The sequence below is a fragment of the Micromonospora sp. HK10 genome (assembly GCF_000982955.1).
Taxonomy (GTDB): Bacteria; Actinomycetota; Actinomycetes; order Mycobacteriales; family Micromonosporaceae; genus Micromonospora.
Genome location: NZ_KQ058816.1, coordinates 1 through 22142 on the forward strand (window position 1 = coordinate 1; position 22142 = coordinate 22142).

General features: G+C 74.4%; 17 protein-coding genes. 7 read left to right on the top strand and 10 right to left on the bottom strand.

The genetic code is table 11. From position 1 onward, the window contains the following. Positions 1–86: 86 nt before the first annotated feature. The gene (locus LQ51_RS13785; RefSeq protein WP_046565853.1) at positions 87–887 is read right to left on the bottom strand and encodes an SDR family oxidoreductase; all 801 of its coding nucleotides are present in this window, start codon (positions 885–887) and stop codon (positions 87–89) included. After that, positions 884–1870: an LLM class F420-dependent oxidoreductase gene (locus LQ51_RS13790; protein WP_046565854.1), complete on the bottom strand. Its 987-nt coding sequence runs from the start codon at positions 1868–1870 to the stop codon at positions 884–886. Before LQ51_RS13790 ends, LQ51_RS13785 begins: the two co-directional genes overlap by 4 nt. A 150-nt stretch (positions 1871–2020) precedes the next feature. Between LQ51_RS13790 and LQ51_RS13795 the strand changes: the two genes are divergently transcribed. Then, positions 2021–3232 carry a low temperature requirement protein A gene (locus LQ51_RS13795; RefSeq protein ID WP_046565899.1) on the top strand — a complete coding sequence of 404 codons (1212 nt, stop codon included), beginning with the start codon at positions 2021–2023 and terminating at the stop codon, positions 3230–3232. A gap of 23 nt (positions 3233–3255) precedes the next feature. Further along, positions 3256–4107, top strand: coding sequence for a DUF1028 domain-containing protein (locus LQ51_RS13800; RefSeq protein WP_046565856.1), 852 nt, complete (start codon positions 3256–3258; stop codon positions 4105–4107). A gap of 87 nt (positions 4108–4194) precedes the next feature. On the opposite strand, the gene LQ51_RS13805 is transcribed toward LQ51_RS13800, so the two are convergent. Continuing rightward, on the bottom strand, positions 4195–4905 hold the full coding sequence (locus LQ51_RS13805; protein WP_046565901.1) for a maleylpyruvate isomerase family mycothiol-dependent enzyme: 711 nt from the start codon (positions 4903–4905) through the stop codon (positions 4195–4197). A 104-nt stretch (positions 4906–5009) separates the two neighbouring features. On the opposite strand from LQ51_RS13805, the gene LQ51_RS13810 reads away from it, so the two are divergent. Then, positions 5010–5462 carry a YbhB/YbcL family Raf kinase inhibitor-like protein gene (locus LQ51_RS13810; protein ID WP_046565858.1) on the top strand — a complete coding sequence of 151 codons (453 nt, stop codon included), beginning with the start codon at positions 5010–5012 and terminating at the stop codon, positions 5460–5462. A gap of 6 nt (positions 5463–5468) precedes the next feature. Here LQ51_RS13810 and LQ51_RS13815 read toward each other — a convergent pair whose 3' ends face one another. Next, on the bottom strand, positions 5469–6356 hold the full coding sequence (locus tag LQ51_RS13815; RefSeq protein WP_046565903.1) for a phosphatase PAP2 family protein: 888 nt from the start codon (positions 6354–6356) through the stop codon (positions 5469–5471). A gap of 346 nt (positions 6357–6702) precedes the next feature. On the opposite strand from LQ51_RS13815, the gene LQ51_RS13820 reads away from it, so the two are divergent. After that, complete coding sequence (locus tag LQ51_RS13820) at positions 6703–7386, top strand: DUF3159 domain-containing protein (protein WP_082159416.1); 684 nt, start codon at positions 6703–6705, stop codon at positions 7384–7386. 340 nt (positions 7387–7726) lie between these two features. Here LQ51_RS13820 and LQ51_RS13825 read toward each other — a convergent pair whose 3' ends face one another. After that, on the bottom strand, positions 7727–10624 hold the full coding sequence (locus LQ51_RS13825; protein ID WP_197087707.1) for a glycoside hydrolase family 48 protein: 2898 nt from the start codon (positions 10622–10624) through the stop codon (positions 7727–7729). Positions 10625–11478: 854 nt separating this feature from the next. Here LQ51_RS13825 and LQ51_RS13830 point away from each other — a divergent pair. Continuing rightward, the gene (locus LQ51_RS13830) at positions 11479–12975 is read left to right on the top strand and encodes a GH1 family beta-glucosidase (protein ID WP_046565862.1); all 1497 of its coding nucleotides are present in this window, start codon (positions 11479–11481) and stop codon (positions 12973–12975) included. A 63-nt stretch (positions 12976–13038) separates the two neighbouring features. On the opposite strand, the gene LQ51_RS13835 is transcribed toward LQ51_RS13830, so the two are convergent. The 3 genes from LQ51_RS13835 to LQ51_RS13845 all read right to left on the bottom strand — a co-directional run bounded on the left by LQ51_RS13835 (position 13039) and on the right by LQ51_RS13845 (position 17563). After that, the gene (locus LQ51_RS13835; RefSeq protein WP_197087705.1) at positions 13039–13452 is read right to left on the bottom strand and encodes a roadblock/LC7 domain-containing protein; all 414 of its coding nucleotides are present in this window, start codon (positions 13450–13452) and stop codon (positions 13039–13041) included. 5 nt (positions 13453–13457) lie between these two features. Further along, complete coding sequence (locus LQ51_RS13840; protein ID WP_231605743.1) at positions 13458–15944, bottom strand: sensor histidine kinase; 2487 nt, start codon at positions 15942–15944, stop codon at positions 13458–13460. Positions 15945–16162: 218 nt separating this feature from the next. Then, the gene (locus LQ51_RS13845; protein WP_046565865.1) at positions 16163–17563 is read right to left on the bottom strand and encodes an FGGY family carbohydrate kinase; all 1401 of its coding nucleotides are present in this window, start codon (positions 17561–17563) and stop codon (positions 16163–16165) included. 260 nt (positions 17564–17823) lie between these two features. On the opposite strand from LQ51_RS13845, the gene LQ51_RS13850 reads away from it, so the two are divergent. Continuing rightward, positions 17824–19770 (top strand): chorismate-binding protein, encoded by a 1947-nt coding sequence (locus tag LQ51_RS13850; protein ID WP_046565866.1) that lies wholly within the window; start codon positions 17824–17826, stop codon positions 19768–19770. A 70-nt stretch (positions 19771–19840) separates the two neighbouring features. Here the strand turns inward: LQ51_RS13850 and wrbA are convergent, their stop codons facing one another. Then, positions 19841–20458 (bottom strand): NAD(P)H:quinone oxidoreductase, encoded by a 618-nt coding sequence (gene wrbA, locus LQ51_RS13855; RefSeq protein WP_046565868.1) that lies wholly within the window; start codon positions 20456–20458, stop codon positions 19841–19843. A gap of 291 nt (positions 20459–20749) precedes the next feature. Next, on the bottom strand, positions 20750–21142 hold the full coding sequence (locus LQ51_RS13860; RefSeq protein ID WP_046565906.1) for a DUF4190 domain-containing protein: 393 nt from the start codon (positions 21140–21142) through the stop codon (positions 20750–20752). A 186-nt stretch (positions 21143–21328) separates the two neighbouring features. On the opposite strand from LQ51_RS13860, the gene LQ51_RS13865 reads away from it, so the two are divergent. Beyond that, a complete protein-coding gene (locus LQ51_RS13865) occupies positions 21329–22057 on the top strand; it encodes a YsnF/AvaK domain-containing protein (RefSeq protein ID WP_046565870.1) in 729 nt (242 codons plus the stop codon). Positions 22058–22142 lie beyond the last annotated feature (85 nt).

Genomic DNA, 22142 nt, shown 5'->3' on the forward strand with positions numbered 1-22142 from the left:
CTCCCCGTCGTCGGCGACGCCGCCCACCTCGGTGGCGGCTTCGACGGCGGGGGCGGCTTCGACGGCGGGAGCGGGGGCGGGGACTCCTACTGACCGGCGGCGCGCAGTTTGCGGACCAGCTTGCGCAGGCCGGCCTGCCAGCCGTCGGGGTCCTCGGCCCGGCGGCGCGCGTACCCGGCGACCTCCGGGTGGGGCAGGATGAGGAAACGCTCCTCGGCGAGCCCGGCGACGGTGGCCTCGGCCACCTGGTCGGGGGTGAGCACCGCGCCGGAGGCGGCGATCACCCGGGCGCCCAGCTGCCCGGCGGCGAGGCCGTCGGCGAGCATCGGGGTGTCCACGCCCTGCGGGCAGAGCGCGCTGACCTTGATGCCGGCGTCCCGGTAGGTGATGGCGAGCCATTCGGCGAAGCCGACGGCGGCGTGCTTGGTCGCGGTGTACGGGGCGTCGCCCACGGCGGTCAGTACGCCCGCCGCCGAGCAGGTGAAGAGCAGGTAGCCCTGGCCGCGCCGGAGCATCGCCGGCAGCACGGCCCGGGCCGTGTGCACGTGGGCCAGCACGTTCACCTGCCAGGCCCGTTCCCAGTCGGCGTCGGGGGCGTCCACTCCCCCGCCGGTGGCCACGCCGGCGTTGGCGCAGAACAGGTCGATCCGCCCGTGCCGCCGCTCGGTCTCCTCGACCAGGGCGCGCACCTGCGCGCCGTCGGTGACGTCCAGCGCGACGCCGTGCGCGACCGGGCCGATCCGCTCGGCCGCGGCGCGTGCCGCGTCGGCGTCCAGGTCGGCCAGGACGACGGCGGCGGCGCCCTCGGCCGCGAACCGGCGGCCCAGCGCCGAGCCGATGCCGCCGGCCCCGCCGGTGATCACCACGACCCGGTCGGTGAGGTTCACCTCGACTCCCCTGCGGCGCCGGTGCGCGGCCCGAGCCGGGGCAGCAGCGCCGACAGCGCCGCCGCCCCGCCGGCGGTCAGCTCCGGGGTGGGCAGCACCGCCAGCACCGGCACGTCCACCCCGTGCTCGGCGTACCGGCGGACCTGCGCGGCGCAGTCCTCGGGCGTGCCGTGCAGCACCAGCGCGTCGACCACCTCGTCCGGTACGGCCGCGGCGGCGCCCCGCCGGTCCCCGGCCGCCCATTTCTCCCACATCGGGTCGAGCTGGGTGCGGCCGAGCCAGCGGTGGAAGGCCGCGTACGCCGGCACGGTCAGGTAGCCGGTGATCAGCCGACGGCCCAGCGCCCGGGCGTGCTCGGCGTCCTCGGTCGGGCAGACGAAGATCCGCGCGGCGACCTCGAATCCGGGTCGGCGCTCGCCCAGCTCGGCGAGGGCGGTCGGCACGTCGTCGGCGGCGAGCCAGTTGAGGATCACTCCGTCGGCCTCGGCGGCGGCGAGCCGCAGCATGCCGGGGCGCAGCGCGGCCACCAGCACCGGCGGGGGCACGGCCGGCGGGCGTTCCAGGGTGAACCGGCGGACGGTGAAGGTGTCGTACACCTCGTCGACGGTCTCGCCGCGCAGCGCGGCGCGCAGGAAGCGCAGCACGTCGCGGGTCCGCTTGAACGGCTCGTCGAAGCGGACCGCGTTCCAGTCGCGGACCAGCACGGGCGAGGAGGCACCGATGCCGAGCGCGAAGCGCCCCGGCGCGGCCTCGGCGAGGGCGGCCGCGCTCATCGCGAGCAGCCCCGGGCCCCGGGTGAAGACCGGGGCGATGGCCGTGCCGAGGCGCAGCCGGGGCTGCCAGGCCGCGGCGAGCGCCAGCGGGGTGAACGCGTCGGCGCCGGCGACCTCCGAGGACCACACGTCGGTGAAGCCGGCCCGGTCCAGGGCCGCGTAGACGGCGGCGTGGTCGGCGAGCGGGATGCCGCTCAGCGGTACGGTCATGCCCCATCGATTCGTCACCGGTCGATCGTGCCCGGTCACGGCCGACCCGAGCAAGATCCGGATCGGGTCGATCCGGAGGATAAGCGCCCGATAAATCCGGAAAGAGTGCTACGACTGCCAGGTGAAGTGCACCCGGGTCGGGCGGCGGCGGTGAGGACTCCGGAACCGGCCGTCCTGGCCGGGCCCGAGCAGGGCCCGAACCGGGCCACGTTCCTGGAGCTCTTCTTCGACCTGGTGTTCGTCTTCGCGCTGACCCGGATCTCCGCGCGCGCGTTCGAGGACCTCGCGCTGGAAGGGGGCAAGACCGGCTGGACGGCGCTGACCGGCGGCGGCAAGACGCTGCTGCTCCTGCTCGCGCTCTGGTCGGTCTGGCAGGGCACCGCGTGGACCACCAGCCGGTACGACCCGTACCACATCTGGCTGCAGGTCATCGTCATCACGGCCCTGGTGGGCAGCATGGTGATGGGGGTGGCCATCCCCCGCGCCTTCAGCTCCGCCGGGCTGGCCTTCGCCGTCGCGTACGTGGTGGTGCAGGTGAGCCGGCCGGGCATCCTGTTGCTCACGCTGCGCCGGCTGCGGCACCGCCGGCTCAAGCTACGCATGCTGATCATCTTCGGCACGACCGGGGTGCTCTGGCTGGTCGGCGCGCTGCTGCCCACCACGGCCCGGGTGACGCTCTGGACGCTGGCGCTGCTGCTGCAGTATCTGGGGGCCCGGTTCGGCTGGCCGGTGCCCGGGCTGGGCCGGTCGACCGTCTCGCGCTGGGACATCCACGGCGAGCACCTGGCCGAGCGCTACCAGCAGTTCTTCCTGGTGGCGCTCGGCGAGACGATCCTCATCGCCGGGGTGTCGTACAGCCGGGACGCGGCCAGCGTGCCCCGGACCGCCGCGTTCGCCGCGGCGCTGCTCACCTCCGTGCTGCTGTGGCGGATCTACGTGCAGCGGGCCGGGCAGATCCTCGGCGAGGCGGTCACCCGGGCGGCGCACCCGGCCACCATCGGCCGGTCCGCCGCCGACACCCACCTGGTGATGGTGATCGGGGTGGTGTCCACCGCGATCGGCTACGAGCTGGTCAACGAACACCCCACCGGACACAACCAGGTCGGCTGGCTCGCCATGATCCTCGGCGGTCCGGCGCTGTTCCTGGCCGGCCGGGCCCGCTTCGAGTACGAGGTGTTCGGCCGGGTGTCCCGGTCCCGGTGGATCGCGATCCTCGTCCTGGTGGTGATCGCGCCGGTGCTGCGCCCCGGCCCGCCGCTGGTCGCGGCGGTGGCCGCTCCCCTGGTGCTGCTCGCGGTGGCGGTGGCCGACGCCCGGCGCGCCCAGGGCCACCCACCCGAACCGGCCGCCCCACCGTTCTGACCCGGCGGCGATACCATCCGCGGGTGACCTTCTCGATCGTCGCCCGCTCGGCCGACGGACTCGTGCACGGCGTCGCCGTGGCCAGCAAGTTCCTCGCCGCCGGGGCACTGGTCCCGGCCGCCGCGGCGCAGGTGGGCGCGGTGGCCTCCCAGGCCCACGCCAACCTGGCGTACCGGGCGCAGGGGCTGGCCCTGCTGCGCACCGGCGTCGCGGCGGCCGACGTGGTGGCCGGCCTGGTCGCCGCCGACCCCGGCCGCGACGACCGGCAGCTCGGCGTGGTCGGCACGACCGGCGACGGGGCCACCTGGACGGGTCCGCGCTGCCACCCGTGGGCCGGCGGCCAGTCCGGCGACGGCTGGGCGGCGCAGGGCAACATCCTGACCGGGCCGGAGGTCGTCGACGCGCTCCGCGACGCCTGGCTGGCCGGCACCGAACTGCCCTTCCCGCAGCGGCTGCTGGCCGCGCTGGCCGCCGGTGACCGGGCCGGCGGCGACCGGCGCGGCCGGCAGAGCGCCGCGCTGCTCGTGGTGCGGCGCGGCGGCGGCTACGGCGGCACCGGCGACGAGCTGGTCGACCTGCGGGTCGACGACCACCGGGATCCGGTCGCCGAGCTGGGTCGGCTGCTCGACATCCATCAGCTGCTCTTCGGCGAGCAGGACCCGGCCACCCTGCTCCCGCTCACCGGCCCGGTCGCCGAGGAGGTGTCCGCGCTGCTGGCCGCCGCCGGGCACCCGGTCGGCGCGCCCGGACTGGACGACGCGCTCGCCTCCTGGGGCGGCGTGGAGAACCTGGAGGAGCGGATCCTTCCCGGCCGGATCGACCCGGTCGTCCTGGACCACCTACGCCGCGTCGCCGCGCAGGCCAGCGCCGCCTGACCGCCGGCGGCCAGCCGCGCCGCGGGCCGTTCCGCCGGACCAGCGGCGGCCAGCCGTGCTCCGGGCCGCCCGGCTGACGGGCGGCCGTCAGCCGCCGAAGGACAGCCAGCGGACGCCGGACCGGTCGACCAGCGCCCGCTCCCGGTCGGTGAGCGCCGACCGGCCGGTGGCCTTGCGGACCAGGGTGAGCGCGTCCCAGCCGAGCCCGTCGGGGAGCGCCCGGCCGGGCCGGGTCGGTGCGCCGCCGCGCGGCGCCGGCGAGCCGCCGGTGAGTAGGTCCGCCACGACCGCCGCGGCGGTGGGAGTCAGCCAGGGCGGCCGGCCCAGCGCGTCGGCCAGGTCCAGGCCGTGCACCGCGACCTCCACCACCCGGGTACGCAGGAACTCGGTGAGCGTCATCGCGTCGCCGTGCCGGGTCCGCACCAGCCGCCCCGGCGGCTGCCCGGCGACGGCCGCGTCGGTGGCCCGCCAGGCCCGCGCGAAACCCGCCGCCACCTCCGGTACGCCGGGCAGCGCGTGCGCCTCCCGCCGGGCGCCGTCGATCCGGTCCCGGTCGACCTCCGGGGCGAACTTGGCCGCCCCGAAGTAGCCGGAGGCGTCCACCTCCGCCCGCTCGGGGGCCGGCGCGGCGAGCATGTCCACCAGCCGGCCGGCGCCGGTGCGTACGTGCGCGAGCAGGTCCCGCACCGTCCACGGCGGGCAGGGCGTGGGCCGGTCGAGGTCCCCGTCGGCCAGGCCGCCCAGCACCTCCTCAAGCCGTCCGCACTCGTCCCGGAACGCCGCGCGCACCGTGTCCATGCCGTCCTCCCCGTCCGGTCCGTACCCGGCCGCCCAGCCTGCCACCGCCGTTTCGTCGCCGGGCGGCCGGGTACGCGCCGGGCGACGAGGAGAGGGGGCGCCGAATGGCCGGCATCATGCTGCGCAGCACCGCGTTCACCGACCACGACCTGCTGCCCGGGCGGTTCGCCAAGGACGGCGGGAACGTCTCGCCGCCGTTGCAGTGGGCGGACGTGCCGGACGCCGCGGAGGAACTGGTCCTGCTCGTCGAGGATCCGGACGCCGGCAAGGAGCCGTTCCTGCACTGGCTGGTCACCGGGATCGCCCCGGAGTCCGGCGAGGTGCCCGAGGGCGGGGTGCCGCCCGGGGGCCAGGAGTGGCCGAACAGCTTCGGGGAGACCGGGTGGAGCGGGCCGCTGCCGCCGCAGGGCGAGGACCCGCACCGCTACTTCTTCCGCCTCTACGCGCTGAACCGGCCGCTGGAACTGCCCGGCGCACCCAGGGCGACCGACGTGCACCAGGCGCTGAAGGGCCGGGAGATCGCCAGCGGCACCACGGTGGGCACCTACTACCGGTGACCGGCGTCAGCCCTTGTAGCGGGGCACCAGCCGGTGCACCACCGCGAGGACCAGCGCGGCCACCAGCGCCATCGTGCCGGCGATGCCGGCCGCGCTGCCCGCGTACCCGATGAAGAGCGGACGGCGGCCCAGCTCGGCGGCGGGAGTGCCGGAGTACGCGGTGAGCCAGGCGAGGGCGAGCCCGCAGGCGGCCAGCGCGAGCACGCCGACCAGGCCGAGCAGCGCGGCGGCCAGCCGGTGCGCGTCGGCCGGGGAGATCTCGGCCCGGTCCCGCTGGAAGAACAGCAGCACCAGGCCGCCCACCGCCGCCCAGCCGCCGACCAGGAGGAACGCGGCGACCGCGTCGCTGGGCCGGTGCCAGCCGGCGGAGAGGGTGGCCACGCCGGCGGCGGCCGCGTACCCGGCGCCGAGGAACGCGCCGAGCACCCGCACCTTCGGCGGCAGCACCAGGATGAGCGCGATCGCCACCGAGGCGGCGACCGCCGTGTGCCCGCTGGGCAGGCTGTTGCCGGCCACCGCGCGCTCCGGGTCGATGCCGAAGTCGGGGCGGACCAGGTAGTGCTTGAGCAGTTGGGTGCTCACGTTCGCCCCGGCGATCAGCAGGGTGGCGGTGACCGCGAGCGTCTTGCGGCCCCGGATCAGCGCGATGAAGCCGATCACCGCGGTCGCCACCAGCAGCGACACCACCGACATGGCGTTGAGGAGGCTGTCCACCGGGCCGTCGATGCGGTCCTGGCCGATCCGGTTGCCGGTCAACGCCACCGTGTCCAGCCACTGGCCGGTGCGGGTGTGCACGGCGAAGCGCCACACCAGCAGCAACGCGGTCGCCTGGACCAGTGCCAGCAGGACCAGCCAGACCGCCGTCCAACCCCTCGCCGTCTCGCGCACCCGCACACCGTAACGGCCGCTCGGGTCCGCCGCTCGTCGGGCCGCCGTCGCCGGCCGACCGGTCCTGATCCCATGCTGCTGGGCCGCGTCGCGCCTCCCGGCCGCAGGTGCCTGAGTGGGGTTCCGGCGGGCGGCCGGGCGCAGGTGCGGGCCCGCGGACGGCCGCACGCCGTAGCCGATCTGGCCGAGCTCGTCGTCGAACCGGTGCCGGAGGGCGATCGCCCCCGGGACGTGGCCGCCCTCGACGATCCACCGGGGCGTCGGAGTCGGCCTGATCACCGAGGACGAGCCCATACTCAGCTGGGCTGGGAGTTCTTAGTAGGTTGGGCCGGACCGGTGAAAGGGGATGGCGGTGACCAGTACGCCGGAGCGCGAGCGCCCCTCGCGGGAGGGCACCGAGTCCCTGGCCGACCTGCTGGGCGGCCGGCGCGGCACGGTCGACGCGACCCTGCCGCCGGTGGCGTTCGCCGTCGGCTGGCTGCTCGCCGGGCTGTGGGGCGGTGTGGTGGCGGCGGTGCTGGCCGCCGCGGCGCTGGCCGGCTGGCGGTTGCGCCGCGGGGACCGGCCCCGGGCGGTGCTGATCGGTCTGCTCGCCGTCTGCGTGGCCGCGCTGATCGCGCTGCGCACCGGCCGGGCCGCCGACTTCTTCCTGGTGCAACTGGTCTCCAACGCGGCCAGCGCGCTCGCCTGGGCGGTCAGCATCGTGGTGCGCTGGCCGCTGCTCGGCGTGGTGGTCGGCGCGGCGTTGGGACAGCGGACCCGGTGGCGGCGCGACCCCGCCCTGCTGCGCGCGTACGCCCGGGGCAGTTGGGTGTGGGCGGCGACCTACCTGCTGCGGGTGGCGGTGTTCGTGCCGCTCTGGCTGGGCGGTCAGGTGCTCGCGCTGGTGGTCGCCCGGGTGGCGTTGACCTGGCCGCTGGTCGCCGCCGCGCTGGCGGTGAGCTGGGTGGTGATCCGCCGTGCGCTGCCGGCCGGACATCCGGGGCTGCGGCACCCGGTGGCACCGTCCGCTGCGGACGCCGCGCCGGACAAGTAGGCAGCGGCCGCCACGTAGGGAGAGGCCGCAACGGTAAGGAGAGGCGGCAAAGTAAAGAGAGGCCGCCACGGGGGGAGCGGCCTCTCCGATGACGTACGTTACTCCGTTCCCGGCCGCTGTGTGATCCCGTGACGGGCGGAATTTCGCCACCTTTTTTCGCGGCACGTTCGTCTCCGGACATGAGGGTGGGCCGGTCCGTCCGCTGCGTCATCCGGACGGCCGGCCCACCCGGCCTGACCGTGGGAATCAGGCCGTCGGCCGACCGGGCACTCCGTTCCCCCTGTGCCCGGCCGGCCTCCGCCACGGGCGCAAGCCGCCCGCCCGTGGCGGAAGCGTCACCTCACCCGTTCGGGAAGTAGGTGCCGTAGTCGGCGTACGCCATCGCGACGTCCGCCTGGGCCCAGAACCGGTGGTAGTTGAAGACCGGCTCCGCACCCCCGTTGAGGTACGCCTGCACCTTCGGCCAGTCCGGGTCGTTCTTGTAGAACGACCGGATGTCCAGGAAGCTCTTGCCGGGGGCGATGGCGTCGCCGTTCGGCATCTTCCCGGACCAGCCGGAGGGGATGTAGAGACCCTGCCCGTCGGTGGCGTTGTAGACGTCGTCGAAGCGCCGGTAGTCGCCACGCGACTCCGGCATCGAGACGCCCTTGGCGTCAGCGGCGGCGGACAGCGCGTCCAGCAGGCCCTTGGCGGTGGTCTTCGCCGCCGCGTTGCCGGACTTCGCGGCGTACGCGATGAGGGTCCGGGCGTAGGCGGCGGCCACGCCGACGTCCTGGCCCTTCACCGTCACCTCGACGTGCAGGTTGGTGTTCGGCTGCGGGCTGGACGGGTTCCAGTTGTTGGGCTGGCCGGTCCACTTCATGTCCGACGGGATCGACCAGTTGGTGCCGGTGGTGGTGTTGGCGATGGCCCACGGCACCCACTTGTCCAGCAGCGCCTTGGCCTTGGCGTTGCCGGTCTCCAGGTACAGCTCGGCGATCCGCTGCATCGACCAGGCCTGCATGCCGAACCACTGGTTGGACGGCGGGTCGTTGTAGACCGGGTCGACGTCATAGAACATGCCGTAGAAGGTGGCGGTGCCCGACGGCGGCTGGGCGTAGCTGCCGTCCCAGCTGTTGGTGGCGCCGCCGGCGATGCCACCCTCGGCCGACTGGAGCCAGGTGTAGAACTCCAGCTGCCGGTCGAGGCTCTTCTGCCAGTCCGACGTGGCCGTCGGCGACTTCGGCTTGAGCTCGGCCACGTTGGTCAGCGCCCAGGCCGCGAACGGGTTCTGGTAGCCGAAGTGGCTGTGGCTGGAGCCGATCCGCCACGACCAGTTCTGCGAGGTGTCGTACGCGCCACCCCAGGCGTAGTACCAGGAGAGCAGGTAGTGCGCCGAGTCGCGACCGCTGCCGGCCGGGCAGGTGGACGCGCCCACGCAGTTGCCGATCTTCTTGAAGTACTTGTCGAACATCGCGTACCGCAGGTAGTCGCCCATCTTGGCGGCCTTGGCCACGGTGGCCGCGACGTCGGCCTGCTTGCCCTGCGCCTTGGCCCAGGTCAGCGCCCAGTACGCGGCCTGCACGGCGCGGGCGTCGGCGTCCGGGGCGTCGGTGTACTTCCACTGCTTGGCCGGGGCGCTGGACTCCTTGACGAACAGGTCGAGGTAGCCGTACTGGCCGCCGTGCTTGAACGTGTCGCAGGACGGCTGCGGCACGGTCTCCCACACCGACTCCTGGGTGCCCCGCTGGAAGGTGTTGATGTACGCCGGCCGGGTGGTGCCGTCGCCGCAGTGGCCGTAGCCGTAGGTGTTGTCCACGTCGAGCAGCCAGTGCATGCCGTAGATGTCACCGGTGCCGTAGGTGGACTGCAGCTCGGAGCGGAGCGGGTCCTGGCCGACCGGCACGTTCGGCTCCAGGGCCGACGGGTACTGGCTGGGCAGGTTGTGCTCGGCCGCGTACTGCGGGGTGCCCGCGGCGCCGGCCGTGGCCTGGTCGGCGTGCGACGGGATGATGTACTTCTCCATCACCGTCCAGGCGTTGTTGAACGGGGCCCAGTTCTGGGTGACCCGGCCGTACTGCGCCTCCAGCCAGATCCAGAAGCTGAACGCCTCCGAGGTGGTCTCGTGGCCGTAGTCGGGCGCCTCCACGATCAGCGTCTCGATCGAGTGGTACGGCACGCCCTCGGGGCTGAAGTAGCCCGAGTTCTTGATCTTGCCGTACTGGTCGAGGAACTTCTTGATGTAGGCGTTGTCCCCGCCCGGCACGTCGTTGTCGACCTCGGTGACGGTGACCGCGACCGGCGCGAACCCGGTGGCCGAGGCGGTGAGCGTGGCGGTGCCGCCGACGGTGTCGGCGTCCTCCGCGGCGGCGACGGTGGCGCTGACCCCACTGCTCCAGTTGCTCGGCGTCAGGGTCAGCGTGCTCGGCGACACGGTGATGTCGCTGTCCCCGCTGAGGGCGAGGGAGACCGCGACGTTGCTGGTCGGCGCGGCGCTGAGGGTGAACTTCACCGACGAGGTGCCGCCCTCGCTGACGCTGACCGCCGAGGGGGTCGCCACCAGCACCGGTCCGGAGGCCGGGTTGACGGTGAACGACTTCTCGGCGACGCCGATGCCGTTGGCGTTGTCGTACGCCTTGGCCTGCACGGTGTAGCTGCCGGCCGGCAGGTCCTCCAGCGTGTAGGCGTAGGGGGCGCTGGTGTCGGTGTTGACCAGCAGGCCGTTGCGGTAGAACTCGACCTTGCTGATGGTGCCGTCCGGGTCGCTGGCGGTGGCCGTCAGCGGCACGTCGGCGGGGGCCTCGAAGGGCCCGGTGGGCACGCCGAGCGAGACCGTCGGCGGCTGGTTGGCCGAGGTGCCGTTGCAGGTCACCCCGTTGAGCGTGAACGAGGCCGGCTTCGGGTTGCTACCGGAGTAGCTGCCGTTGAAGCCGATGGTGGTGGAGGCGCCCGTGCCGAGGCTGCCGTTCCACGACTCGTTGGTGGCGGTCACCTCGCTGCCGGACTGGCTCCACTTCGCCGACCAGCCCTGGGTGACCCGCTGGCTGCTGTTCGGGAAGGCGAACTTGAGCGTCCAGGCGTTGACGGCGTCGCCCAGGTTCTTGATGGTCACGTTGGCGGTGAAGCCCGTGCCCCAGTCGTTCGTCGCGTACGTCACGTCGCAGGCGGGTGCGGCCTGCGCGGCGCCGGCCGGCAGGGTCACCCCGCCGATGGCGAGGGTGATGGCGGCGACCATCGCCGTTCGGCGACGTCTGGCCATGAGTCTCATGTGCGCGGTGTCTCCTCGGACCAGGCCGGGACCGGAGCCCCGGCGGAGCGCCTCCACGCGTCGACGGGGCGTACGCGGGGGGACGGAGGCGCCCGGAAAGGTGGTCGACCCGGCCGTGCCGGGGATCGGGGGCGCCGCACCGGTTGCACCGGGTGCCCTCGGCGGCCCTCGCTCGCGCGAGCTGGCTCCGCGTCGCGGTTGATTGGAGAGTGTGCCATGGAAGCGCTCCCACCACAACGGCCAGCGCAGACACCCAGGTCGATGTTTCGATCTCGTTTAGGGGCTTTCACAAAGCCGTGACGGGCGTTACAGTCGCAAGCATCGCCGGTGGGAGCGCTTCCATCGACGGAGATGCAAGTACCAGATCGCCGGGTACACACGTGCCCGGCGCGCCAAGCCCAAAGGGCTGACGGCGGGCCAGCCCGGACGCCGCCGTCAGCCATCGCCCACCGACATGGAGGGAGGTGGAACCAGAGCCACTCGCGTGGCCCGGCTCCCGCGCGACACGCACGAAGGACGCCAATTCCACACGTGCGTGTGTGCATCACAGGTGGGGACGGGGGTTGCCCTCCCCCGTCCCCACACTAAACCCCCGTTGTCGACGGGAAAAGAGGCCGACGGGACAGGCGTGACGCGCCACCCGGCCGGCCTCCTTCGCTATCTGCCCCAACCTTCGCCGCTCGCCCGCCCCCGAGCGACAACCCCGCCCACCCCATCCCGGCCGCCCGACCGGCCGGGCCTCGCTGCTGCGCCGGCCCGCCCACGGGGACCCGGCCGGCCGCTCCTGACCTATGATGGGAGCGCTCCCGGCCCGTCGGGGCGGCCACCCATTGCGAGGAGAACACATGTCGCTACTCACCCGACGGCGCCTGCTCCGCCGCGCCGCGCTCTCCGCGACCGCCGCCGGCGCGGCCCGCGCCGGGCTCACCGGCGCCGCCGCGACCGGGCTCGCCGCCACCGCCACCACCGCCGGCTGCGACGACACCCCGGACCGGGACACGGACAGCGCGGACACCGGCCGGGGGGCCGTGCGCTTCCCGACCGGCTTCGGCTGGGGCGCGGCCACCTCCGCCTACCAGATCGAGGGCGCGGCCAAGGAGGACGGCCGGGGCGAATCGGTCTGGGACACCTTCAGCCACACCCCCGGCCGCACCCGCAACGGCGACACCGGCGACGTGGCCGCCGACCACTACCACCGGTACGCCGCCGACCTCGACCTCATGCGCGACCTGGGCCTGCGCAGCTACCGCTTCTCCATCTCCTGGCCACGGATCCAGGCCGACGGCACCGGCAAGCCCAACCAGCGCGGCCTCGACTTCTACCGACGGCTGGTGGACGGGCTGCACGAGCGGGGCATCGCGCCGATGGCCACCCTGTTCCACTGGGACCTGCCCCAGGCGTTGCAGGACGACGGCGGCTGGGAGAACCGGGACACCGCCGACCGGTTCGGCGACTACGCCGAGGCCGTGTTCCGCGCCCTGGGCGACCGGGTGCCGGTCTGGCTGACCATCAACGAGCCGAAGACCGTGGTGCAGAACGGCTACATCTGGGGGCACCACGCGCCCGGCCGGCAGGACCCGGAGGCGGCGTACCTGGTCGCCCACCACCTCCAGCTCGCCCACGGTCTCGCCGTCCAGGCGCTGCGCGCCGGCGGGACGAAGGTGCGCATCGGTCCGGCGTTGAACCTGCACCCCTGCTACCCGGCCGACGACACCACCGAGGCGGCCGCCGCCACCCGGCTGCACGACGGCTACGAGAACCGCCTCTACCTGGACTCGATCCTCAAGGGCGCGTACCCGCAGGACGTGCTGGCCGACCTGGGCGCGGACAGCCGGATGGCCAAGGGCATCCGGGACGGCGACCTCAAGATCATCTCTAGCCCGGTCGACCTGCTCGCGGTGCAGTACTACACGCCTCTCTACGTGACCGCCCAGCGCGACACGGTGCGCAAGTGGCCGACCTCCGAGGCCGAATGGCAGCAGATCTACCCCGACGGGATGTACGACATCCTCACCCGGGTCACCCGCGACTACGGCCGGCTCCCGATCACCATCACCGAGAACGGCCTGCCCTGCCCGGACACCCTCGCCGCCGACGGCACCGTGGACGACCAGGGCCGGATCGACTTCCTCCGCGACCACTTCGCCGCCGCCCACCGGGCGATCCGCGACGGCGTGCCGTTGGAGAGCTACCACGTCTGGTCGCTGCTGGACAACTTCGAGTGGGCCGAGGGCTACGAGCAGCGCTGGGGCCTGGTCTACGTCGACTACCCGAGCCAGCGGCGGGTGCTCAAGCGCAGCGCCCACTGGTACCGCGACGTCATCCGCAAGAACGGCCTGTAGGGCCTGGCCACACCGGCGGGCGGCCCGGCCGGGACGCTACGGCGCCGGCCGGGCGCGCCCCGCTCAGCGGGGCAGCGCCTGCTGGAGTTCCGCCCGCAACGCCGGGGTGAGCATCTCGCCGGCCTGCTTCGCCAGCCGGGCCATCTCGTAGCCGACCACGCCGACATCGGCGTCCGCGGCGGCCAGGGTGGCCAGGATCGACCCGTCCCGGATCTGCATGACCAGGAAATAGCCGCGGCCCATCTCGACCACCGTCTGCTTGACGACGTCCCCGTCGAACATCTGCGCCGCGCCGGCGGTGATGCTCATCAGCCCCGAGGTCACCGCCGCGAGCTTGTCCGCGTGATCGCGCGGCAGATGCGCGGAGATCGCCACCAACAGTCCGTCGGAGGAGACCACCACGGCGTGGGCCACCCCGGGGACCCGCTCGGCGAACGCGTTCACCAGCCAGCTCAGGTCACCTGCCTCCTGGCTCAACGTCGTCACTGTTGTCGTCCCCCTTCGTCGCGCGGCAGGTACATCACGGTGGTCTCCTCGGCCTCGGCCCGCCGCACCCCGCTGTAGTAGCGGGAGAGCATGCCGCCGACCGCGTCCGGGTCCAGGTCCTGGCGCGGCGCCGACCGGCTCGCCGGCCCCGCCTCGGTGACCGCGGCGAGCTGCGCCATCGGTACCCGGACCGGCAGGCCCCGCGCGTTGGTCCCACCGGTGACCGGCGTCGCGGCCGGCGGCGGCGTCACGCCGAGCACCGAACTCGACGGTCCCTGGCGGGAAAACCAACCGCCGCCGCGCGCCGCACCGGCCGCCGGGCTGAGCACGTCCTCGGCCCGTACCGGCATCGGGCGCACCTGGCGGGGCACGGCCGGCGCCGCCCCGGCGGGCGCCCCCAGCGGCAGCGGACGCGCCGGCGGCCCCCCGGTCGAGGGCCGCCCCCGGCCGCCGGCCGGCAGCCCGGCCGGCGGATGCGCGGGACTGCGGCCGGCCACCGGAAGCTCGGTGGTCGCGGCCCGCAACGGGCCGGCCCCGGACGCCGCGGCCACCTGGCTGGTCAGCCTCCGCCGCGCGGCCGGCTGGTCCGCGCCGTCGGGCGGCGCCGGGGCCAGCAGCTCGGCGGGGATCCGGACCGCCGCCACCAGGCCCTCCCCGCCGGAGCGCAACCACACCTGGAGGCGGTGCCGGGCGCCGAGGTGGCCGACCACGAACAGCCCCATCCGTTCCGAGGCGGCCACGTCCGCCGCGGGCGGCTCGGCCAGCACCGCGTTCGCCTCCGCCAGCGCCGACGGGCTCATCCCGAGCCCTTGGTCGGTGATCTCCACCAGCGCGCCCGCCCCCTCGGCGCGGGTGGCCACCCGGACCATCGTGTCGGGGCGGGAGAAAGCGGTGGCGTTCTCCAGCAGCTCGGCGAAGAGGTGCACCAGGTCACCGACGGCGTGCCCGCGCACGTGCAGGTCGGCCGGCGCCTCGTGGCGCACCCGCTGGTACTGCTCGATCTCGGCGCTCGCGGCGAGCAGCACCGCTCCCAGCCCGACCGGACGGTTCCACCGGCGGCTGGACTCGCTGCCGGCGAGCACCAGCAGGCTCTCGTCGTTGCGCCGCATCCGGGCGGCCAGGTGGTCGAGCTTGAACAGGTTCTCCAACTGCTCCGGGTCGCTCTCCTCGCGCTCCAGGTCGTCGAGGAGTTCGAGCTGCCGCTCGACCAGCACCTGGCTGCGCCGGGCCAGGTTGACGAACATGGCGTTGACGTTGCGCCGCATCATCGCCTGCTCCACCGCCACGTCGACGGCGCTGCGGTGCACCGCCACGAACGCCTCGGCCAGCTCGCCCAGCTCGTCGCGGGAGGTGACCACCGCCGGCGCCACCTCGATCGCGCCCACCGGGCGGTCCACCACCCGCAGCCGGTGCAGGGTGTGCGGCAGTTCGACCTGCGCGATGCGCAGCGCCTGGCTGCGCAGCAGCCGCATCGAGCGGGCGATGGAGCGGCCCACCAGCAGAGAGATCAGCACGGCGACCAGCAGCACCGCCACGATGCCGCCCAGCACCAGCAGGGTGTCCCGCAGCTGGCCGGCGCTGGCGTCGTCGGCCTGGCGGACCGCGTCGCCGAGAACCTCCCCCTCGAGCTGGCGCAACAGCTCCTGGCGCTGCTCGCTGGCCGCCCACCACTGCGGCGCGGGCAGCACCGCCGGCGCCGCGGTGCCGGTGGGCAGGCTATTCTCCTCCAGCTTGGTGGCCGCCACGAACGCCGGGTCCACCGACGTCTGGTCGTAGCGGCGGACCTGCTCGGTGGTGGCCGCGACCCGGAACGCGCCCAGCGCGGTGAGCTGCTGGGCGCGCAGGTCGGTCAGGGTCACCTGGTCGTCGGCCTCGTACCGGCCGCCGCGGGCGGCCGCGTAGAGCTCGGCCCGGATCCGGGAGGAGAGTTCCTTGACCCGGGACAGCTGCACGTAGCGCAGCACCGCGTCGGTGAGCGCCCGCTGGTCGTCACCGGGCGACGGCTCGGCCAGCAGGTTGAGCAGCGCCGCCACCGCGCGGTGGTAGTTGCTGAGGATGGTGTCGCTGCTGAGCACCGCCGGCGCGATCGCGGCCCGGATGTAGGCGACCTGGTCGTACGCCTCCAGCACCTCCTGGTACGCGACCCGCCAGGAGGCGCTGGCCCCGGCGAGCGGCTCGGCGGCCTCGCGCAGCTCGGCCATCGCCCGGTCGGACGCCGCCTGCAACGGCTTCAGCGCGGCGACCGCCGCGAACCGCTCACCGGCGGCGATCGCGTCGCGCAGCGCCGCCAGCTCACCGGCGGCCCGGTCCCGCTCCTGCTGGAGCCGGTCCACCGCGGTGGTGATCTGCCGGCCGATGCCGACCTGCTGGGCGAACGTGCTCAGCGCCGTGGTCCGCCCGACCAGCGCAGTGGTCTGCACGCCGGCCAGCACCAGGAAGGCGACGGACGGGATGACCAGCACCGTGGCGAGCTTGGTGCCCATCCGCCAGTCCCGCAACCGGAAGGCGGATCGGCGGGTCGCCGCCGGCCGGTCCCCGGCCGGACGACGGCGCGACGCAGCCGGCCCACGAGCCGGCTCGGCGCCTCCCTCCACACCTGCCTCCTCGGTCCCCCACGACTCCCGCGCGACGGGGAGCGGGCTCCATCCAACCAGGCCACCGGGCGGTGTCAACGGCTGCCCGACCCCCGCGACCAGGAAAGTCAGCCCGGCCGGGCCCCGCCTACGGTGTTCGGTGGATCGGGCTCGTCCGTCCGGCCGATCCCGTCGATGCCCGCCGCGGTGGCGATCCGGCCCGTGGCCACCAGCGCCGCGCCGATCGCGCCGACCTCCGGGTTGCGCTGGTAGCACACGCTGCGCGGGGCCAAGGCCTGGACGAACGCGGCCCGCCACCAGGCGGAGCCGGCCATGGCGCCGCCACCCAGCACCACCTCGGTCGGACCCGCGGCGCCCGTCTCCAGCACGGCCAGGTCGTCGGCGATGATCCCGCACAGCCCGGTCATCAGCCCGGCGAGGATGTCCACGGCGGTGCTGCCGAAGGTGAGCCCGGCCAGCTCCCCCGAGCCGGCGGGCGCGAGGCCGGGCGGCCGGTCACCGCCGAACCGCGGGTTGACCCGGATGTGCCGGCGCCGGGCCGCCCCGGCCAGCGCCGCCTCCAGCTCGGCGCCCTCGGGCAACCGCAGCTCCCGCCGCGCCCAGGCGTACAGATTCCCCCCGCTGGAGTACGCCGCCCCGGTCACCACGTACTCGTCGTCGACCCGGTAGCGCCACAGCTCGGCGGCGAGCGGTGGCAGCTCGGCCCCGGCCGGTACCGCCTGGAGCAGGCGTACCGCTGCGGAGGTGCCCACCGTGACTGCCGCGCGGGACGGGTCGACGCAGCCGGAACCGACGTTGGAGGCGGCCCCGTCACCGACCGGGGCGCACCAGTTGGCCCGGGCCAGCGCCGGCCAGCGGCGGGCATGCTCGCGGCGGAGCCGCCCCTGCCAGCCCTGCGGGGCCACCGCCGGCAGCTCCGCCGGATGTACGCCGGCCAGCTCGGTCGCCTCGGCGTCCCAGACGATCCGGCGCAGGTCCAGCAGCCCGGTGCCGGAGGCCATCGACATGGACATCGGCGCCTCGTCGAGCAGCGCGCCGAGGACGTACTCGACCAGCCCCACGAACCGGTCCACCCGGGATCCGCACCGCTGCCGCAGCCAGGGCAGCCGCACCGTCCAGTAGCAGCGGTGCCACCAGGTGCCGGTGCGCTGGTGGAACGCGTCGGCATCGGCCGGCCCGGGCCCACCGGCCGGCGCGGGGCGGGTGTCCAACCAGGTCAGCACCGGGCCGAGCGGGGCGCCGTCGACGCCCAGCGGCAGCACCGAGTGCCACTGCGCGGAGAGCGCGACCAGCTCGACGTCGTGCAGGTGCCCGCCGGCGGCCAGCTCGTCCAGGCACTCGAAGAGACTGGCCAGGTAGCCGGGGCCGTCCAGGGTGCCGGTGCCGTCCTCGCCGGTGCTCAGGTGCACCTTGCGGCGGGCGAGCGCGCCGGGACGCGGGGCGCAGCCCTCGTCGAGCACGAGTCCCCGTACCGATGAGGTGCCCAGATCCACCGCGAGAATGTCCATCGCCGGTCAACCTACCCGCCGGGACGGGCGGTGAAGCCAAGATCCGTGTGCCCCGGACGCGTCGATCGGGTTCCCCGGCAGGGTCGGCTCGCGTACAGTGATCGTCATGCCCGCGCACCTGTCCTGCTGGTGGCCCGCCGACCCGGCGGCCCACCCCCGCGCGTAGCTTCCCCACGCGGCCGCCCGACGAGGCGGCCGCCGGTCCATCCCGGTGCACCGGGTCGCCCCATCGGCGGCCTCCGGCCCACCGAGGAGACCCGATGACCCGCCCGCACGACCCGCTCGCCGCCGTCGCGGCCGGCCGCGACCCCGGCCCGTTCGCCCTCGTCCGCCGCGAAGGCGCCGACCACGTCGACCTGTTCACCGGCCCGGTACGCACCGCCGACCGGCTCGCCGAGCTGCCGCTGCCCGAGGGCGGTCCGGGGCCGCACACGCTGGCCCTGGTCCCGTACCGACAGGTCGCCGAACGCGGTTTCGCCTGCGTCGACGACGGCACGCCGATGGAGTACCTGACGGTCGCCCGGCACCGGCGGATCCCGCTCGACGAGGTGGTGGCCGCGCTGCCGGACCAGCCGGTGGTGACCCGCGACGCCGCCTTCGACATCTCCGACGCCGAGTACGCCGAGGTCGTCGGCCGGGTGCTGGCCGAGGAGATCGGCGGGGGCGCGGGCGCCAACTTCGTCATCCACCGCACGCTGCGGGCCACCGTGGCCGGCGAGCCGCTGCGGGCGGCCCTGGCCGCGCTGCGCCGGCTGCTGCTCGGCGAGCGTGGGGCGTACTGGACCTTCGTGGTGCACACGGGCACCCGGACGCTGGTCGGGGCGAGCCCGGAACGGCACGTCAGCGTGGACGACGGCCTGGTGATGATGAACCCGATCAGCGGCACCTTCCGGCACAGCGGCGCGGCGGCCGACCGGGCGGCCCTGCTCGACTTCCTGCACGACGACAAGGAGGTCGAGGAGCTGTACATGGTGCTCGACGAGGAACTGAAGATGATGGCGACCGTCGCCGAGCACGGCGGCCAGGTGGTCGGGCCGTACCTGAAGGAGATGGCCCACCTGACGCACACCGAGTACCTGCTCGCCGGCCGCGGTTCCCGCGACGTGCGGGAGGTGCTGCGGGAAACCATGTTCGCCCCGACCGTGACCGGCAGCCCGATGGAGAACGCCTGCCGGGTGATCGCCCGGCACGAACGGACCGGCCGCCGCTACTACGCCGGGGTGCTCGCCCTGCTCGGCCGGGACGCCGAGGGCCGGCAGACCCTGGACGCGCCGATCCTGATCCGCACCGCCGAGCTCTCCCCCGCCGGCGAGCTGCGGGTGCCGGTCGGGGCCACCCTGGTCCGGCACTCCACCGCCGCCGGCGAGGTGGCCGAGACGCACGCGAAGGCGGCGGGCGTGCTGGCCGCGTTCGGGCTCGGCCCGCAGGCCCCGGCGGACGACCGGGGCACCGGCCCGGCCACGCCGCACCGGGCGCCGGCCCCGCCGCTGGCCGAGGACCCGCAGGTACACGCCGCGCTGGCCGCCCGCAACGCGCCGCTGGCCCGGTTCTGGCTGGACCAGCGCACCCCGGGCGCGACCGCGCTGCCGGGGCTGGCCGGCCGGCGGGCGCTGATCGTGGACGGCGAGGACACCTTCACCGGGATGCTCGCCCACCAGCTCGGTGCGCTCGGGTTGAGCGTACGGCGCCGCGACTGGCACCGTCCCGGCCCGGTCGGCGGGTACGACCTCGTGGTGGTCGGCCCCGGCCCGGGTGACCCGAACGACCTGGCCGACCCGAAGATGGCGACCCTGCGCGCGCTGCTGGCCGAGCTGCTGGCGGCGGCCCGGCCGACCCTCGCGGTCTGCCTGGGCCACCAGCTGCTCGCCGGCCTGCTCGGCTTGCGGCTGGACCGCCGGGACGCGCCCTACCAGGGGTTGCAGCGGGAGGTGACGCTCTTCGGCACGCCCCGCCGGGTCGGCTTCTACTCCAGCTTCACGGCCCGCGCCGGGGTGGACCGGCTGGCCGGCCCGTACGGGCCGGTGGAGCTGTCCCGCGACCCGGTGGACGGGTCGGTGCACGCGCTGCGCGGGTCCGGTTTCGCGGGCGTGCAGTTCCACCCGGAGTCGGTGCTCAGCCGGGACGGGATGGCGGTGCTGGCGGAGCTGCTCGGCCATCTTCTCGCCCGACCGGCGCTCACCGGGCATGGATCGGACGATCGCGGGTAGGGCATGCGGTGACCGGTGGTTCGGGCGGGTTCGAGAGCCCTCGTCCGAACCACCGGTCGCCACGTCACGCTCAGCCGGCCAGGCCCCGCTTCAGCGCGGCACCCATCTGCACCGCCCGCTTGGCCGTGAGCGCGGTGGCGCCGAGGGCCAGGTGGTCCGGGGCGATCTCCCCGTTGTTGCTGGTGTGCGAGGCGCCGTACGGGTTGCCGGCGACGAACTGGCTGGGGTCGGTGTAGCCGGGGGTGACCACGATGCCGCCCCAGTGGTAGAAGATCGTGTACAGCGAGAGCAGGGTGGCCTCCTGGCCGCCGTGCGAGGTCGCTGTCGAGGTGAAGCCGCTGTAGACCTTGTTGGCCAGCGCGCCCTGGGCCCAGAGCGGGCCGGTGGTGTCGATGAACTGCTTGAGCTGCGCCGCGACCATTCCGTACCGGGTGGGCGATCCCATGATCACCACGTCGGCCCAGGACAGGTCGTCCGGCTGGGCCTCCATCACGTCCTGCGTCTCCAGGCGGTGCGCCTGCCAACCCGAGTTGGACCGGATCGCCTCGTCGGGCGCCAGCTCGCGGACCTTGCGCAGGCGTACCTCGGCCCCGGCCTCGCCGGCGGCCTCGACCGCCGCCTGCGCCATCTGGTACGTGATTCCGGTCGCGCTGTAGTAGATCACCGCGGCCTTGACCTGGCCATCCATCAGACGTGTCCTCCTCGGTGTCGGTCAGCGCCGACGCCTACCCGGTGGCTGCCTGGGCAAACGGGGCCGGTGCCAGGCCGGCCGCGCACCGCTGTCAATCACTTGTCGGGGCTCAAGATTTGCGCAAGTTCCGGAGGGAAGCGCCGCCTGGGTCGCCGGCACCGGGGATCCTGTTCGCACCGGTGCCGGCACAGCCGCCGCCCCTGCACCGGGGCACCTGAACGGGGGATCGCGCTCCGCCGGCAACGCGGCTGGCGTAGCGCGATCAGGGGCTCTCTCCCCCAGCGACGCTCAGTCGAGCTTGTCCCGCAGGTCGCTGACCCGCTTCTCCAGCCGGTCCACCGCCTGCTTGTTGTTGACGAACGTGCTGATGCCGGCGGCGAGGGCGAGCCCGAGCAGCACCGCCAGGACGCTGAGCACCAGGCCACCGATCGCCACGCCCCGCCCGGTGACTCCCGGGCGCTGGCTCATCCGCAGCCCGACGATGCCCAGGATGACGCCGATGATCCCGAGCACCAGCCCGACCGAGGCCAGGATCGCGGTGAGCACGCTGAGCAGGGCCGCCACCCCGAACACGAGCGCGAACGTCGCCGCGGCGCTGGTCTTCGCCCGGGTGGGTCCGGCCGCTGGCCGGGTGGCGGCGTTTCGGCCGGCACCCGGTGCCGGTTCACTGGACGCTGTCATCAGCACACCTCGCAATCCTCGCACCGGTTTCCGGCGGCGCATCCCCGCTCCGGCGGCCTTCATGCGTCGCGTCGGCGGGCATTTCCGGCACCGCTGCCGCTCCTCCTCCTATTCGTCCCGGTTCCGCGGAATGCCCGACGCACCGGCGGGGACTCAGGTCGTGACCCACGAGAGGAAGGACGAACCATGCGACTGACCGAGCAGCAGGTGCGTTCGCTGTACGGACAGGACGTCCAGGACCGCTCGGGCGCCAAGATCGGCAGTGTGGGCCAGGTATGGGCCGACGCCGCCGGGGAGGCGACCTGGGTCAGCGTGAAGACCGGGGTGATGGGCCACCGTGAGCAGATGGCTCCGCTCCAGGCGGCCCGGATGCAGCCGGACGGCCCGCTCCAGGTGCCGTACGACAAGGCGACCGTCCGCAGCGCCCCGGCCGTCGAGACCGGCACCGACCAGCCGCTCAGCGTGGATCAGCTCACCCAGCTGTACCAGCACTACCAGCTCGGGGAGCAGGCCGCGCAGCCGCCTCAGCGGATGCCGGGCGCGCCGGAGGTGACCCGGTCCGAGGAGCGACTGCGGGTCGGCACCGAGAGCGAGCCGGCCGGCACGGCCCGCCTGAACAAGCGGGTGGTGACCGAGAACGTGCAGACGAGTGTTCCGGTCGAGCACGACGAGGTGACCGTGGTGCACGAGCCGGTCAGCGAGGCCGACCGGGGTGCCGCCCGGGCGGAGATCGGCGAGGAGCAGCGCGAGATGGAGCTGCGCGCCGAGCGTCCGGTGGTCGGCAAGGAGCAGGTCCCGGTCGAGCGGGTCCGGCTGACCAAGGACGAGGTCGTCGAGGAGCAGCCGGTCAACGCGCAGGTCCGCCGGGAACTGGTGGACGCCGACGTGCCGGAGCGGGCACGCCGGAACCGCTGACCGACGTGCGTACCGGGCGGGTGGGCGATGCCCGCCCGGCCCGGTTGTCGGCGGACCGCACGTCGTCGTACCGGCGATCTATGCT